Here is a 16,055-nt window from a genome sequence, read left to right on the forward strand (position 1 = left end):
GCGTGATGCCGGCCACGCCGGCTTTCGTTGCTCAGTTGTTGGCGCGATTTTTTTTGTCAGCCGTTTGTCGCTTTTTTTTGAAGACAGGCTGGTGAACCTTTCCGAGTGCGAAGCATAGGCAAAGCGCGCGTTGTCGGGTTTACCTTAACAAGATCGTATACAAGAATAGTAATAGTAGTTAACGGCGGCATCTTCTGTGGATAAGTCCCGATTTATCCTTGTAAACAATCGCTTGGCGTGCGGATAAGCGCTGAGTAAGGCTTGTATCTGCCTGGGACGGTTTCTGGACAAAAAAACGCCGCCGAAAAAATTTTTCGTTTACGCACATATCGTCCCTGTGGATATCCATACGGTTATCCACAGCTTGCAGCCCCCTGTTTTACCCTGCTTTTGAGCGTGTCGCGAGGCTTGCCACGAATAATGTCGCTCTGGCCCGGCACTGGTGGTAATCTCAATGCGGCTCAACAGCCATGCATGCATGAAGAAAGACAGACTCTGGTAACGGGACGCGGCGGGGAGACACGCCGCGCGACAGCTTGATGGCATACCGAAAGGAGCTTCATTGGAATCGGCAGGCGAATACGACTACATCATCGTGGGTGGCGGTACGGCAGGTTGCGTGCTGGCCAATCGGCTCACACGCGACAAGGATGCCAACGTTTTACTCGTGGAAGCGGGCGGCAAGGACGATTACGTGTGGATACACATCCCCGTCGGCTATCTGCATTGCATCGGCAATCCCCGCACGGACTGGCTGTATTCCACCCAGGCGGACGCGGGCCTGGGCGGGCGCAGCTTGATGTATCCACGCGGAAAAGTGCTCGGGGGCAGCTCCTCCATCAACGGCATGATCTATATGCGCGGCCAGGCCGGCGATTACGACCACTGGGCCGACCTGACGGATGACGCCTCCTGGCGCTGGGATAAAGTCTTGCCGCTGTTTAAACAAAGCGAGGATTACCACGGCGGCGCGTCGGAAAACCATGGCGCGGGTGGCGAATGGCGTGTGGAAAAACAGCGGCTGTCGTGGGATATTTTGAATGCGTTCCGCGACGCGGCGCAGCAGGTCGGCATTCCGAAAACCAGCGATTTCAACGGTGGCGACAACAGCGGCAGCGCCTATTTCGACGTCAACCAGCGGCGCGGCATCCGCTGGAATACCTCCAAAGCGTTTTTGAAACCGGCATCGCGGCGCCCGAATCTGACCATCATGACGGGTTGCCACGTGGAACGTCTGCTGCTGGAGGCGACAGAATCGGGACCGCGCTGCACGGGCATCGTGTTTACGGGCGGCGGCACGCAGTGGCAGGCGACGGCCCGGCGTGAAACCCTGCTGACGGCGGGCGCCATCGGTTCGCCCCAATTGCTGCAACTGTCCGGCATCGGCCCGGCCGCCTTGCTGCACGAACACGGCATCACGCCCGTGCTCGATGCGCCTGGCGTGGGCGGCAATTTGCAGGACCACTTGCAGTTGCGTATGGTCTTTAAAGTGCAGGGCGTCAAGACTTTGAACGTGATGGCCAGCAATATTGTCGGCAAAATGCAGATCGGCTTGCAATATGCGCTATTTCAGAGCGGGCCCATGTCGATGGCGCCGTCGCAGCTGGGCGCGTTCGCCAAGTCCGATGCGCAGCAAGCCACACCGAACCTGCAATACCACGTGCAGCCGCTCTCCCTGGACAAGTTCGGCGAACCGCTACACGCGTTTCCCGCGTTTACGGCCAGCGTCTGCAATCTGCGCCCCACTTCGCGCGGTCACGTGCACATCGCCAGCGCCGACAGCTATGCGGCGCCGAAGATCGTGCCCAATTACCTGAGTACCGAGCCGGACCGCAAGGTCGCGGCCGACGCCTTGCGCCTGACGCGCGCCATCGCCGCCGCGCCGGCCTTGAAAAAATTTGCGCCACAGGAATACAAGCCTGGTGTGCAATTCCAGAGCGAGGAAGAGCTGGCGCAGGCGGCCAGCCAGATCGGCACCACCATCTTTCATCCCGTGGGCACATGCCGCATGGGCGTGGCAGGCGATGCGTCGAGCGTGGTCGACAGCCAGCTGCGCGTGCTCGGCGTGGACGGCTTGCGGGTGGTCGATGCCTCCATCATGCCGTACATTACTTCTGGTAACACGAACTCGCCCACCGTGATGATTGCGGAAAAAGCGGCGCAAATGATACATGCGGCCTGGAAATGACTGTGGCAAAGCGCGGGTTTGCGCTATTCGGGCTGGTGAAAAATCCCCGTAGTTATACTGTATTGTGCGTTAAATTTAAGTTGTGTATTATAAAAATGACTAAGTAGTACAAAAAGTACAACTAGGAGACACGATGTCAAACGTAATCTTGGAAACAAGAAATTTGACCAAGGAATTCAAGGGTTTCACCGCAGTGAGCGAGGTGAACCTGAAGGTAGAGCGGGGCCATATCCACGCCTTGATCGGTCCTAACGGCGCCGGCAAGACCACGTGTTTCAACTTGCTCACCAAATTCCTGGTCCCCACCGGTGGACAGATCCTGTTCAATGGGAAAGATATTACGGCAGCCAAACCGGCGCAGATCGCCCGCATGGGCGTGATCCGTTCCTTCCAGATTTCCGCCGTCTTCCCGCATCTATCCGTGCTGCAAAATGTGCGTATCGGCTTGCAGCGCCAGCTGGGGACCTCGTTCCACTTCTGGCAAAGCGAGCGTTCCTTGAACCGGCTCAATGACCGCGCCATGGCCTTGCTGGCCGAAGTCGACCTGACGGAGTTTGCCGATACCATCACGGTCGACATGCCGTACGGACGCAAGCGGGCGCTGGAAATTGCCACCACCCTGGCGATGGAACCGGAAATGATGCTGCTCGACGAGCCGACCCAGGGCATGGGCCACGAAGACGTGCACCGCGTCACCGAACTGATCAAGAAAGTCTCGGTCGGCCGCACCATTTTGATGGTGGAACACAATATGAGCGTGGTCTCTGGCATCTGCGACAAGATTTCTGTCCTGCAGCGCGGCGCCATGCTGGCCGAAGGCAGTTACGCGGAAGTGTCGCGCAATCCGCAAGTGATGGAAGCGTACATGGGCACCACCCACGCCGAACTGGAAGGGGCACATTGATGAGCGCTAGTAACAAGGCACCCGCGCTGGAAATTGCACAACTGCACACCTGGTATGGCGAATCGCACATCCTGCACGATGTGAACCTGAAAGTGGAGCAGGGCGAAGTGGTGACTTTGCTGGGCCGCAATGGCGCCGGCCGCACGACCACCTTGCGCGCCATCATGGGGCTGACGGGCGCGCGCACGGGTTCCATCAAAGTCAATGGCGTCGAAGCGATAGGTTTGGCCACGCACAAAATCGCCCACCTGGGCATCGGCTATTGTCCTGAAGAGCGCGGCATTTTTTCCTCGCTGTCGACGGAGGAAAACCTGATGCTGCCGCCCACCCTGGCCAGCGGCGAGAAGGGCATGTCGGTCGAGGAAATCTACGCCATGTTCCCGAATTTGCAGGAACGCCGCCATAGCCAGGGCACGCGATTGTCGGGCGGGGAACAGCAGATGCTGGCGGTGGCGCGCATCCTGCGCACGGGCGCGCGCCTGCTGCTGCTCGATGAAATTTCCGAAGGCCTGGCGCCCGTCATCGTGCAAGGGCTGGCGCGCATGATCACCACCCTGAAAGCGAAGGGTTACACCATCGTCATGGTGGAACAGAATTTCCGGTTTGCCGCACCGCTGGCAGACCGGTTTTATGTGATGGAGCACGGTCAGATCGTCGAGACTTTTGCTGCATCCGAACTGGAAGCCAAGATGCCGGTATTGACCGAGCTGCTTGGCGTGTAATGCCCATGTAGTTCCGTATCGTCGTCGAGCAATCGTTTAAATAGCAAACAATAATCCCAACGGAGACACTATGAAACGTAACGCTATCGCCATTGCCACCGCCACTCTTTGCGCACTGGGCTTGTCCAGCGCCGCGCACGCCCAGGTATCGGGCGACACCATCAAGATCGGTTTTATTTCCGACATGTCGGGCGTGTATTCCGACGTCGACGGCCTCGGTGGCGCGGAAGCCATCAAGATGGCGATCGCCGATGCCGGCGTGGTACTGGCCGGCAAAAAGGTGGAATTCATTTCCGCCGACCATCAAAACAAGGCCGACATCGCCGCCTCCAAGGCGCGTGAATGGTTCGACCAGCAAGGTGTCGACATGCTGATCGGCGGCACCAATTCCGGCGCCAGCCTGGCCATGGCCAAGGTGGCGGCAGAAAAGAAAAAAATCTTCATTGCCATCGGCGCCGGTTCCTCGCGCCTGACGAATGAAGAATGCACACCCTACACCGTGCATTACGCCTACGACACGGTAGCGCTGGCGCGCGGGACGGGTGGCACCATCGTCAAGCAGGGCGGCAAGAGCTGGTATTTCATGACGGCCGATTACGCGTTTGGCCATTCGCTGGAAAAAGACACGGCCGAGGTCGTCAAGGCGGCCGGCGGCAAGGTGCTGGGCAGCGTCAAGCATCCGCTGGGCGCCTCGGATTTCTCGTCCTTCCTGCTGCAGGCGCAATCGTCCAAGCCGCAAATCCTGGGCCTGGCCAATGCCGGCGGCGACGCCATCAACAGCATCAAGGCGGCCAACGAGTTCGGCCTGACGAAATCGATGAAGCTGGCCGGTCTGCTGATCTTCATCAACGACATCCATTCGCTGGGCCTGAACCTGACGCAAGGCATGTACCTGACCGATGGCTGGTACTGGGACTTGAATGCGGAAACGCGCGCCTGGTCGAAACGCTATTTCGCCAAGATGAAGAAGGAACCGTCGATGTTGCAGGCGGCCGACTATTCGGCCGCAGCAAACTACCTGAAAGCCGTCAAGGCGATCGGCACGGATGACACCGAGAAAGTCATGGCGTATCTGAAGAAGACCAAGATCAACGACATGTTCACGCAGAATGGCGAAGTGCGTCCCGATGGCCGCATGGTGCACGATATGTACCTGATGGAAGTCAAGAAACCGTCCGAGTCGAAATACCCATGGGATTACTACAAGGTGGTGGCCACCGTGCCCGGTGCGCAAGCGTATGTGACCAAGGCTGAATCGAAGTGTTCGCTGTGGAAGTAAGGCTGTAGCAACATCCAAAGAGTGCCCGCCGCTGCGCGGGTGCTCTGTCCTGCACTTCGCTCGCAGGGTTCGCCTTGCGCCGCCGCAGCCGTTTGCGGTGGCGCGTTTCCCTTGATACCACACCGCTACCCGGCGGTGCTTTTTATACTGTGATGCCATGGAAATTTTCGGCGTTCCAATACAAGCGATGATGAGCCAGCTGCTGCTGGGTCTCGTCAACGGCTCGTTCTATGCCATGTTGTCCCTCGGTCTGGCCGTCATCTTCGGCTTGCTCAACGTTATTAATTTCTCGCACGGCGCCATGTACATGATGGGCGCCTTCCTGGCCTGGATGGGCCTCAGTTATTTCGACATCAATTACTGGGCCATGCTGGTCATCGCCCCGATCCTCGTCGGCCTGGTCGGCATCCTGATCGAAAAGACCATGTTGCGCTGGCTGTATAAACTCGACCACCTGTATGGCTTGCTGCTGACCTTTGGCATTACCCTGATCATGGAAGGCGTGTTTCGCTCTTTCTATGGCGTCTCGGGCCAGCCGTATGCCGTGCCTGAAGCGCTGGCCGGCGCGACGGACCTCGGTTTCATGATCCTGCCGAACTACCGCGCCTGGGTGGTGATCGCCTCGCTTTCCGTCTGCCTGGCGACCTGGTTCGTCATCGAAAAAACCAAGCTGGGCGCCTACCTGCGGGCTGGCACGGAAAACCCGAAACTGGTGGAAGCGTTCGGCATCAACGTGCCGCTGATGGTGACCTTGACCTTTGGCTTCGGCGTGGCGCTGGCCGGTTTCGCCGGCGTGCTGGCTGCACCGATCATCCAGGTTTCGCCGCTGATGGGCTCGAACCTGATCATCGTCGTGTTTGCCGTGGTGGTGATCGGTGGCATGGGTTCCATCATGGGTTCCATCCTGACGGGCCTGGGCCTGGGCGTGATCGAGGGCCTGACCCGCGTGTTCTACCCGGAAGGCTCGGCCACCGTGGTCTTCGTGGTAATGGTCATCGTGCTGCTGCTGCGTCCCGCCGGTCTGTTCGGCAAAGAAAAGTAATCCTCATCAGTCATGTATTGGAGCTACCACGATGAATAAGAATGTAGGCTACGCCATTGCCTTGCTGCTGGCGTTGGCGGCCCCGTTTTACGGCTATCCCGTCTTCCTGATGAAGTTGCTGTGCTTTGCCCTGTTTGCCTGTGCCTTTAACTTGCTGATCGGCTACACGGGCTTGCTGTCGTTTGGCCATGCGGCGTTTTTTGGCGGCGCCGGCTATGTCACCGGCTACGCGCTGCGCACCTGGGGCTGGCCAACGGAACTGGGCTTGCTGGCCGGCGTCGCCACGGGCGCCTTGCTGGGCCTGGTGATCGGCGGTCTGGCGATCCGCCGGCAGGGCATCTACTTTACGATGATCACCCTGGCGCTGGCGCAGATGGTGTACTTCCTCGCCTTGCGCCTGCCCTTCACGGGCGGCGAAGATGGCTTGCAGGGTGTTCCACGTGGAACCTTGCTGGGCATGATAGACCTAGGCAATGACACGGTGCTGTACTACGTGGTGCTGGCCATTTTTGTCGCCGGCTTCGCCCTGATCGTACGCACCATCCATTCACCGTTCGGCCAGGTGCTCAAGGCGATCAAGGAAAACGAACCGCGCGCCATCTCGCTCGGTTACGACGTCAACAAGTACAAGCTGATGGCCATCGTGCTGTCCGCTTCGCTGGCGGCACTGGCCGGCGCCACCAAGACCCTGGTGCTGGGCTTTGAAACCCTCACCGATGTGTATTGGGGCATGTCGGGCCTGGTCGTGCTGATGACCCTGGTGGGCGGCATGGGGACCTTGTCCGGTCCCATCCTCGGCGCCGTGCTGATCATCGCGCTGGAAAACAAGCTGGGCGATGTTGGTAGCTATCTGGCCACGCATACGGGCATCGAGTGGTTCGGTACCCTGGGCGAATCGGTGGGCATGGTCACGGGGGTGATTTTCGTCATCTGCGTGCTGCTGTTCCGGCGCGGCATTGTCGGCGAAGCCATCGCGCGCTTCGGCGGCAGGCCAGCCAAAGCCGCTGTCTGATTTCAAGCAACGCCGGACGATTCGTCCGGCGTTTTTCATTGTGCGTCCACTGTTACCTCAACGGAGAGAACCACCATGCAAATGACGATCACGCGCGCGGGCACGACTGGCATGCGCCTGTGCACCCTGCTGGCATTGGCAGCCTGCGGCAGCAACCATGCACCGGAAGAGCTGAACCAGATGCCCGGCTACCTGGGCAGCATCACGCGCGCCGACTACGACGGCAAGACGAATGATTTACTCACGGCCGGCCTGGGCAAGACGGGGCTGGCGGGCGCCGCACCCGCGTATGCGAATACGGAACAGCCGACGCCGCTCGAACTGCGCCGCAATGCGATCTACGCCAACTACCGCGCCGTGCTCGACATTGCCGCCAACAGCGGCTATGGCACCCTGTACGGACCGAACGTGGATGCGTCCGGAAACGTGGGCACGGGCGAAGGCCTGGTGGCGGGCAGCGAATACATCGCCTATGCCGATGACGGCACGGGCAAGAAGAATGTCACCCTGATGGTGCAGGTGCCGGCCAGCTTCGACCCCGAGCATGCCTGCATCGTCACGGGCACGTCGAGCGGCTCGCGCGGCATCTATGGCGCCATCGGCAGCTCCGGCGAGTGGGGCTTGAAGAAGGGTTGCGCCGTGGCGTATGCGGACAAGGGTTCCGGCACAGGCCTGTATGTGTTTGAAGACGACAGCGTGAATGTGCAGAATGGCGTGCGCGCGGGCAGGGTGACTGCCGGCAAGAGCGCGCTCTTCGCACCGGACTTGAACGACGCCGACCGGCTGGCCTGGGCCGCCGCCTATCCGAACCGCATCGCCTTCAAGCATGCACATTCGCAACAGAACCCGGAGAAGGATTGGGGCAAGGTGACCTTGCAGGCGGTCGAGATGGCGTATTACGTCTTGAACGAGCGCTATGGCGTGCTGGCCCGCGATGGCAGTTCGCGCATCGTGCGCCTGACGCCGAAGAACACCATCACGATCGCCTCGAGCATTTCCAACGGCGCCGGCTCGGCCTTGCTGGCAGCGGAACAGGATACGCAAGGCTTGATCAGCGGCGTGGCGGCCAGCGAGCCGCAGGTCCAACCGGCGGCGTCGAGTGCCTACAGCGTACGCCAGGGTGGGGTGGTAGTGAATACACCGGGGCGCGCGCTGTTCGACTACGCCACCTATGCGGCGCTGTACCAGCCGTGCATCGCTTCCGTGGCCGGCAATGCGGGACGCTGCACGGCGCTCGTCAGCAAGGGGCTATTGAACGGCGCGGATCTGGCGGCGCAGCAGGCGGACGCGAAGCAGCGCTTGCGCGCATATGGCTGGTTGCCGGACTCCGACCCGCTGCAGGCGGCGCACGCGGGCACGAATATCCTGGTGGCCGTCACGTACGCGTATGCCTATGGGAAATTCTCCGTGACGGACAAGGTGTGCGGTTTCACGTTTGCGCAGACCGATGGCAGCGGCAATCCGATCGCGTTCACCTCGGCGCAAAAGGCGGCCAGCTTTGCCGCGCAAAACGGCATCCTCGGCAGTGTCGTGTACGAGAACAGCGTGGGCGGCGCCAAGGGCTACACGGCCGGCGTATCACCCTCGACCAGTCTGGCGGACCAGTCGCTCGATGGCTTCCTGTGCCTGCGCAGCCTGGCGACGGGGCGCGACGCCGTCAGCGGCGCCAACCTGGAAGGCACTTTGGCAGGGCAGAGCGCGCGCGTGCGGGCAGGCGTGGCCGAGGTAGCGGCCAGCGGCAAACTGAACGGCAAGCCGGCCATCATCGTGCACGGTCGCAGCGATACCCTGATTCCCGTCAATCACGCGTCGCGCGCCTATCTTGGCCTGAACGCTGCGGTGGAAGGGAGCAATAGCAAGCTGCGCTATATCGAGGTGACCCATGCCAACCACTTCGATTCCTTCAGCAGCGCCTTGCCGACCCTGATCGTGCCGCTACATGTGTACCTGAACCGGGCGCTCGATGCCATGTATGCGCATTTGTCTGCCAAGCAAGCCTTGCCGCCATCGCAGGTGGTGCGCACGGTAACGCGCGCCGATGCGTCGACCTTGATCACGGCTGTCAACCTGCCGGCGATAGCGTCGACCCCAGCGGCAGGCAATGCGATCAGTGTGACGGGAACGGTGGTGGATGTGCCCGACTGAGTCTCATAGCGCGGCCGCATAGATGGCGCGGGCATCCTCGCGTGTGACGACGCGCGGATTGTTGCCCAGCAATCGCGTCTGCAGCATGGCGTCGTCGGCCAGCCGGTCCAGGTCGCTGGCCGCGATGCCCACCTCGCGCAGGGTGCGCGCGATACCGGTGGCGCGCGCCAGCGCCTGCATGGCGTCGATCAGGGCCACGGCCCGCGCTTCCTCGCTGCCCACGATACCAGGCTGCAAGACGGCCGCCAGTTGCGCATACAGCGGTGCCGCGTGAGACAGATTAAAACGCAACACGTGCGGCAGCACCAGCGCATTCGACAGGCCGTGTGGCACGTGGAACAAACCACCGATGGGATAAGCGAGCGCATGCACGGCGGCCACCGGTGCATTGGCAAACGCCTGGCCGGCCAGCATGGCGCCCAGCAGCATGGCCTGGCGCGCCGGCAAGTTGCCGCCATCGCGGCAGGCGGTGAGCAGGTTGCTGGACAGCAGCGACAGTGCCTGGGTGGCCAGCATGTCGGACAGGGGATTTTTCAGCAGGCGGCTGGTGTACGCTTCGATCGCATGCACCATGGCGTCGATGCCGGTGGCGGCTGTCACGGCGGGCGGCAAGCCCAGGGTCAGGCTGGCGTCGAGGATGGCCAGGTCCGCATACAGTTGCGGCGCGACCACGCCCAGCTTGCTGGTGGCGCCCGTGGTGACGATGGCGATGTGCGTCACTTCCGAACCGGTGCCGGCCGTGGTCGGCAATTGCACCAGGGGCAGGCGCTGGCCGTGCACATTACCGATGCCATACAGTTGCGCCAGTTCCTGGTGGCCCGGCGCCAGCACGGCGATCAGCTTGGCCACGTCCAGCGAGCTGCCGCCACCGAGGCCGATAATCAGTTCCACGTGAAACATCTGCGCCTGGGCCACGCCGGCCAGGACGATGGCTTCGGGCGGATCGGCTTGCACGTCGGCAAAGACGTGGACCTCGATCCCCGCCGTCTGCAAGCTGTGCAGGGGAGCATCGGCCAGGCCCGTACGCAGAAACCCCGCGTCGGTGACGAGCAGGGCGCGGCGCACGCTCGGGAAGTGATGGGCGATGTGCGCGCCCAGTTGGGCGGCGGCGCCTGGTTCAACGATCAGATGCGGCACGGTACGGAACTGGAAGGCGGACATGCAGACTCCTGACAGTGAGGACAGAAGCCAAGCTTACTCCGCTTTCCCGCCCTGCGCATGTTTCACGTGGAACCAGAAGTGGGGCTTACTCCCACTCCAGCGCGCCGCGTTTCCATTCATACGCCAGGCCGATGGCCAGTACGCTCAAGAAGCCCATGACGGCCCAGAAGCCGTGCAAACCCAGTTCGTTGACGTTGGCCGCCCACGGCATCAGGAAGATCACCTCGATATCGAACAGGATGAACAGGATGGCGACCAGGTAGAAGCGGATGTCGAATTTCATGCGTGCGTCGCCGAACGCTTCGAAGCCGCATTCGTACGGGGACAGTTTTTGTGGATCGGGTTTGTGCGGACCGAGCACGCGCCCCAGCAGCATGGGGACGATGCCGACCAGGATGCCGATCAGAATGAACAGCAGGACGGGAAAATAGTTTTCGAGGAGCATGGGAATTCCTCTCAGTGGCTGGACGACAGCTTCATCAGTACGATGCCGCACACGATGAGGACGGCGGCGCACACGCGCATGGTGTTGACTTGCTCGCCCAGAAAGACGATGCCGACGATGAAGGCGCCGACGGCGCCGATGCCGGTCCAGATGGTGTAGGCCGTGCCCAGGGGCAGGGTGCGCATGGCAATCGACAGCAAGCCGAAGCTGGCGATCATCATGACGATGGTCATGACGGAAGGGGTGAGTCGGTTGAAACCTTCGGAGAGTTTCATCGAGTATGCCCACACGACTTCAAGCATGCCGGCAATCAGTAACAGTATCCAGGCCATGGCGGCTCCTTATACAGAGCGGGCCGTCCCGGTGTGTGCCCATGATGGGGGAGGCCGTCCTCCTGGATGCTCGTCACGATGGCCACTGGCGTGACCACGCTTGCGGACGATGCGGCAATTGTAGCAAACATTCACGAGCACCGCAGCCCCAGCCCAGGCCAGTTACGTGTTCCACGTGAAACAGAAACGGCCGATGGCTTGCCACTGCTGAGTAAAAATTAAGCAAAAATTGGCCCGAGGAAGGTTGCGCTCGCAAAAAGACTCTATAATCGGAGCTCTCTTCCCGCATTTTTACTTGCACTGTTACCTATTTATCATGTTATTTCCTACAGAATTCGACGTCATCGTTGTCGGTGGTGGTCACGCCGGTACCGAGGCGGCCCTCGCTTCCGCCCGCATGGGGCAGAAGACGCTATTGCTCACGCATAATATTGAGACACTGGGCCAGATGTCGTGCAACCCCTCCATCGGTGGCATCGGCAAGGGCCACCTGGTCAAGGAGGTCGATGCCATGGGCGGCGCGATGGCGATTGCCACCGACGAGTCCGGCATCCAGTTCCGCATCCTGAACTCCTCGAAAGGCCCGGCAGTCCGCGCCACGCGCGCCCAGGCCGACCGCATTCTCTACAAGGCCGCCATCCGTACGCGCCTGGAAAACCAGCCGAATCTGTGGCTGTTCCAGCAAGCGGTCGATGATCTGATCGTCGAAGGCGACCGCGTCGTCGGCGCCGTGACGCAGATCGGTTTGAAGTTCCTGTCGCGCGCCGTGGTGCTGACGGCCGGCACTTTCCTCGACGGCAAGATCCACGTGGGCTTGAATAATTACTCGGCTGGCCGCGCCGGCGACCCGCCCGCCATTTCGCTGTCCGCCCGCTTGAAGGAATTGAAGCTGCCCCAAGGCCGCTTGAAGACGGGCACGCCGCCGCGCATCGATGGCCGCACGATTGACTTTTCCGTGATGCAAGAGCAGGCGGGCGACCTCGATCCCGTGCCCGTGTTTTCCGTGATGGGCAACACGTCCATGCACCCGCGCCAGGTGCCGTGCTGGGTCACGCATACGAATAGCCAGACGCACGACATCATCCGCGCTGGCCTCGACCGCAGCCCCATGTACACGGGCGTGATCGAGGGCGTGGGCCCCCGCTATTGCCCGTCCATCGAAGACAAGATTCACCGTTTCGCGGGCAAGGAATCGCACCAGATCTTCCTCGAGCCGGAAGGCTTGACGACGCATGAGTTCTATCCGAACGGCATTTCCACCAGCCTGCCGTTCGACGTGCAGATCGCCCTGGTGCAATCGATGAAGGGCATGGAAAACGCCCACATCCTGCGCCCCGGTTACGCCATCGAATACGATTACTTCGACCCGCGCGGCTTGAAAGCCTCGCTGGAAACGAAGGCCGTGGCCGGCCTGTTCTTCGCCGGGCAGATCAACGGCACCACCGGCTACGAGGAAGCGGCCGCGCAAGGCATGCTGGCGGGCCTGAATGCGGCCCTGCTGACGCAGGACAAGGAAGCCTGGGTACCGGGCCGCTCCGAGGCGTATCTGGGCGTGCTGGTCGACGATCTGATCACCCAGGGCGTGCAGGAACCGTACCGCATGTTCACCAGTCGCGCCGAGTACCGCTTGAGCCTGCGCGAAGACAATGCCGACATGCGCCTGACGGAAATCGGCCGTACCCTGGGCTGCGTCGGCGACGCCCAATGGCAAGCGTTCGAGACCAAGCGCGAAGCGGTGGCGCTGGAACTGCAGCGCCTGCGTTCCACGTGGGTCAATCCGCGCATCCTGGCGGCGGCCGAATCGGAACGCATCGTCGGCCAAGCCATCGAGCGCGAGTATTCGCTGGCGGACTTGCTGTGCCGCCCGAACGTCGCCTACGACACCCTGATGAGCATGACGGGCATGGAAGGCCAGGCCCTGGCCGGTCCCGGCGTGCAGGACCCCGCCGTGCGCGAGCAGGTGGAAATCCAGCTCAAATATGCGGGCTACATCGAGCGCCAGAGCAAGGAGATCGAGCGCCACGAACACTATGAAAACCTGGCCTTGCCGGCCGGTTTTAATTACCTCGATATCGGCGCGCTGTCGGTCGAAGTGCGGCAAAAACTCGACAAGCAGCGCCCGGAAACCCTGGGCCAGGCCTCGCGCATTTCGGGCGTAACGCCGGCGGCGATTTCGCTGCTGCTGGTGCATTTGAAAAAGCGCGGCTTCGGTGCCGCACAGACCACCACTTTAAAGGACGAGGTTGTTGAATGAAGCAGTTTGACCGGGCCGCACTGGCCCCCATTTTGAATGAAGGCATCGCCGCGCTGGGGCTGGACCTGAGCGCGGATCAGACGGAAAAACTGCTCGATTACCTGGCCTTGCTGGCCAAATGGAACAGCGTGTACAACCTGACGTCGGTGCGCGACCCCATGCAGATGCTGACCCTGCACGTGCTCGATTCGCTGGCGGCCGTGCCCGCGTTCGCGGATGCCAAAAACGTGCTCGACGTGGGCGCCGGCGGCGGCTTGCCGGGCATGGTATTGGCCATCGCGCGGCCTGACGTAAAAGTGTCGATGATCGACACGGTGCACAAAAAGACAGCCTTTCTGACGCAGGTGAAGGCGGAACTGGGCCTGGCCAACGTCACCGTGTACACCAAGCGCGTGGAACAGCTGGAAGTGTCGCAGAAATTCGATGTGATCACCTCGCGCGCCTTTGCCGACCTGTCCGACTTCGTCAACTGGTCGCACCACGTGCTGGCCGAGGGCGGGCAATTCATCGCCTTGAAAGGGGTGGCACCGCCAGACGAGCGCGAGCGACTGCCGGCAGACTGGAAAGTGACGCAATTACGCGCAATTCAGGTGCCAGGGCTAAATGCAGAGCGTCATCTGGTCTTTATAGCAAGAATATAAAGACTGGAAAATTAAACGGTATAAATCATATAAACAGTTTATACGGTATAAATGATATAAACCATATAAACGATTTATATCGTATAAATGAAATAAACAGTATAAATCGTTTCGGCCGGATGCCGGGGCGCACGATGAAGTTTGCATCTCTTTACAACTAGAAGATACATGGCCAAAATTTTTTGTGTAGCAAATCAAAAGGGTGGTGTTGGTAAAACCACAACAAGCGTCAACCTCTCCGCCGGTCTGGCCAAGTTGAACCAGCGCGTGCTGCTGGTCGACCTCGACCCGCAGGGCAATGCGACCATGGGTGCCGGCATCAACAAGGCCGGCCTGAAGGCGTCGACCTATGAAGTCATGCTGGGCGAATCCGATGTCAAAACGGCACGCCAGCGTTCGGAAGCGGGGCGCTTCGATGTCCTGCCGTCGAACCGCGAACTGGCCGGCGCGGAAGTGGAGATGGTCGAACTGGACAACCGCGAACGCCGCCTGAAGGATGCGCTGGCCGAAGTGGATAGCGAATACGACTTCATCCTGGTTGATTGCCCACCGGCATTATCGATGCTGACCCTGAACGGCCTGTGCGCCGCGCATGGCGTGATCATCCCGATGCAGTGCGAGTACTACGCGCTGGAAGGCCTGTCCGACCTGGTCAACACCATCAAGAAGGTACATGCCAACCTGAACCCGGACTTGAAGATCATTGGTCTCTTGCGCGTGATGTTCGATCCGCGCATGACATTATCACAACAAGTGTCGGCCCAGCTGGAACAGCATTTCGGCGACAAGGTCTTCAAGACCATCATCCCGCGCAATGTGCGCCTGGCCGAAGCGCCATCGTACGGCTTGCCCGGCGTGACCTTCGATCCCAGCTCGAAAGGTGCCCAGGCGTATATCGCCTTCGGCGCCGAGATGGTCGAGCGCATCAAACATATGTAAACAAAGGGCGAGCGACTCGCAAGGAATGATGTGAGCGCTCACTCTGAAAACACGATTAGGACAGCATGGCTACGAAAAAATTAAAAGGACTGGGTCGCGGACTCGACGCCCTCCTGGGTGGCGGCGGCGACTTCGCCAGCCCGGACACGCATCAACCCTCCAGCTTGCCCGTGTCGCAAATGCAAGCCGGCAAATACCAGCCGCGCACGCGCATGGACGAAGGGGCCTTGAACGAACTGGCCGCCTCGATCAAGGCGCAAGGGCTGATGCAGCCGATCCTGGTGCGCCCGATCGGGCAAGACACCCTGAGCGGACTTGTCAAATATGAAATCATCGCCGGTGAACGCCGTTTCCGCGCCTCGCAACTGGCCGGCCTGACGGAAGTGCCGGTGCTGGTGCGCGATGTGGATGACCTGGCCGCCGCCGCCATGGCGCTGATCGAGAACATCCAGCGCGAAGACTTGAATCCCCTGGAAGAGGCGCAGGGTATTCACCGCCTGATCGCCGACTTCAGTTTCACGCATGAGCAAGCGGCCACTGCGCTGGGACGCTCGCGCAGCGCGGTGTCGAACCTGCTGCGTCTGATGAACCTGGCCAGTCCCGTGCAGACCATGCTGATGGCCGGCGATATCGACATGGGCCATGCGCGCGCCTTGCTGGCGGTCGATGCGGCCAGCCAGATCACGCTGGCCAACCAGGTCGTGGCCAAGCGCCTGTCGGTGCGCGAAACGGAAAAGCTCGTCACCCGCACGCTCGAGGAAGCGGCCAACCCGGTCGAACCGCGGCAAAAGGAAAAGTCCGGCGACATCGCGCGCCTGGAAGAAGAGTTGTCCGATGCGCTGGCCACGCCCGTGGTGTTCAAAATGGGTAACAAAGGCCGTGGCCAATTGGTGATCGATTTTGCCGATCTTGACGTGCTCGATGGTTTGTTGACCCGCTTGCGTGGTTAAATAGCAAGCTGCAAAGACATGGGGAGTGCGGTGTGGACAAT

14 protein-coding genes are annotated in these 16,055 nt (G+C 60.8%); 11 read left to right on the plus strand and 3 right to left on the minus strand.

Going from position 1 to position 16,055, the window contains the following annotated elements; all coding sequences use genetic code 11:
- Positions 1–562: 562 nt before the first annotated feature.
- The 7 genes from FJQ89_RS18625 (at position 563) to FJQ89_RS18655 (ending at position 9,292) form a co-directional block, all read left to right on the plus strand.
- Positions 563–2,188: a GMC family oxidoreductase gene (locus tag FJQ89_RS18625; protein WP_141171251.1), complete on the plus strand. Its 1,626-nt coding sequence runs from the start codon at positions 563–565 to the stop codon at positions 2,186–2,188.
- A gap of 133 nt (positions 2,189–2,321) precedes the next feature.
- On the plus strand, positions 2,322–3,092 hold the full coding sequence (locus FJQ89_RS18630; RefSeq protein WP_099761182.1) for an ABC transporter ATP-binding protein: 771 nt from the start codon (positions 2,322–2,324) through the stop codon (positions 3,090–3,092).
- Positions 3,092–3,814, plus strand: coding sequence for an ABC transporter ATP-binding protein (locus FJQ89_RS18635; protein WP_141171252.1), 723 nt, complete (start codon positions 3,092–3,094; stop codon positions 3,812–3,814). Before FJQ89_RS18630 ends, FJQ89_RS18635 begins: the two co-directional genes overlap by 1 nt.
- Before the next feature lie 70 nt (positions 3,815–3,884).
- Positions 3,885–5,093, plus strand: coding sequence for an ABC transporter substrate-binding protein (locus FJQ89_RS18640; protein ID WP_141171253.1), 1,209 nt, complete (start codon positions 3,885–3,887; stop codon positions 5,091–5,093).
- Positions 5,094–5,250: 157 nt separating this feature from the next.
- Positions 5,251–6,135: a branched-chain amino acid ABC transporter permease gene (locus FJQ89_RS18645; protein ID WP_034752662.1), complete on the plus strand. Its 885-nt coding sequence runs from the start codon at positions 5,251–5,253 to the stop codon at positions 6,133–6,135.
- Between the two features lie 31 nt (positions 6,136–6,166).
- Complete coding sequence (locus tag FJQ89_RS18650; RefSeq protein WP_141171254.1) at positions 6,167–7,147, plus strand: branched-chain amino acid ABC transporter permease; 981 nt, start codon at positions 6,167–6,169, stop codon at positions 7,145–7,147.
- Between the two features lie 75 nt (positions 7,148–7,222).
- Positions 7,223–9,292 (plus strand): 3-hydroxybutyrate oligomer hydrolase family protein, encoded by a 2,070-nt coding sequence (locus FJQ89_RS18655; protein ID WP_141171255.1) that lies wholly within the window; start codon positions 7,223–7,225, stop codon positions 9,290–9,292.
- Positions 9,293–9,295: 3 nt separating this feature from the next.
- On the opposite strand, the gene FJQ89_RS18660 is transcribed toward FJQ89_RS18655, so the two are convergent.
- The 3 genes from FJQ89_RS18660 to sugE form a co-directional block, all read right to left on the minus strand.
- A complete protein-coding gene (locus FJQ89_RS18660; RefSeq protein WP_141171256.1) occupies positions 9,296–10,453 on the minus strand; it encodes an iron-containing alcohol dehydrogenase in 1,158 nt (385 codons plus the stop codon).
- An 85-nt stretch (positions 10,454–10,538) separates the two neighbouring features.
- Positions 10,539–10,898, minus strand: a complete 360-nt coding sequence (locus tag FJQ89_RS18665; protein ID WP_141171257.1) for an NADH-quinone oxidoreductase subunit A — start codon at positions 10,896–10,898, stop codon at positions 10,539–10,541.
- Positions 10,899–10,909: 11 nt separating this feature from the next.
- Positions 10,910–11,230, minus strand: coding sequence for a quaternary ammonium compound efflux SMR transporter SugE (gene sugE, locus FJQ89_RS18670; protein WP_141171258.1), 321 nt, complete (start codon positions 11,228–11,230; stop codon positions 10,910–10,912).
- Positions 11,231–11,546: 316 nt separating this feature from the next.
- On the opposite strand from sugE, the gene mnmG reads away from it, so the two are divergent.
- The 4 genes from mnmG (at position 11,547) to FJQ89_RS18690 (ending at position 16,014) form a co-directional block, all read left to right on the plus strand.
- Entirely contained in the window at positions 11,547–13,484 is a 1,938-nt protein-coding gene (gene mnmG / locus FJQ89_RS18675) for a tRNA uridine-5-carboxymethylaminomethyl(34) synthesis enzyme MnmG (protein WP_141171259.1), read from the plus strand.
- The gene (gene rsmG / locus FJQ89_RS18680) at positions 13,481–14,125 is read left to right on the plus strand and encodes a 16S rRNA (guanine(527)-N(7))-methyltransferase RsmG (RefSeq protein ID WP_141171260.1); all 645 of its coding nucleotides are present in this window, start codon (positions 13,481–13,483) and stop codon (positions 14,123–14,125) included. Before mnmG ends, rsmG begins: the two co-directional genes overlap by 4 nt.
- Before the next feature lie 168 nt (positions 14,126–14,293).
- Complete coding sequence (locus FJQ89_RS18685) at positions 14,294–15,064, plus strand: ParA family protein (RefSeq protein WP_096232943.1); 771 nt, start codon at positions 14,294–14,296, stop codon at positions 15,062–15,064.
- A gap of 65 nt (positions 15,065–15,129) precedes the next feature.
- A complete protein-coding gene (locus tag FJQ89_RS18690; RefSeq protein WP_141171261.1) occupies positions 15,130–16,014 on the plus strand; it encodes a ParB/RepB/Spo0J family partition protein in 885 nt (294 codons plus the stop codon).
- Positions 16,015–16,055 lie beyond the last annotated feature (41 nt).

The sequence above is a fragment of the Janthinobacterium tructae genome (genome assembly GCF_006517255.1).
In the GTDB taxonomy this organism is placed as follows: Bacteria; Pseudomonadota; Gammaproteobacteria; order Burkholderiales; family Burkholderiaceae_D; genus Janthinobacterium; species Janthinobacterium tructae.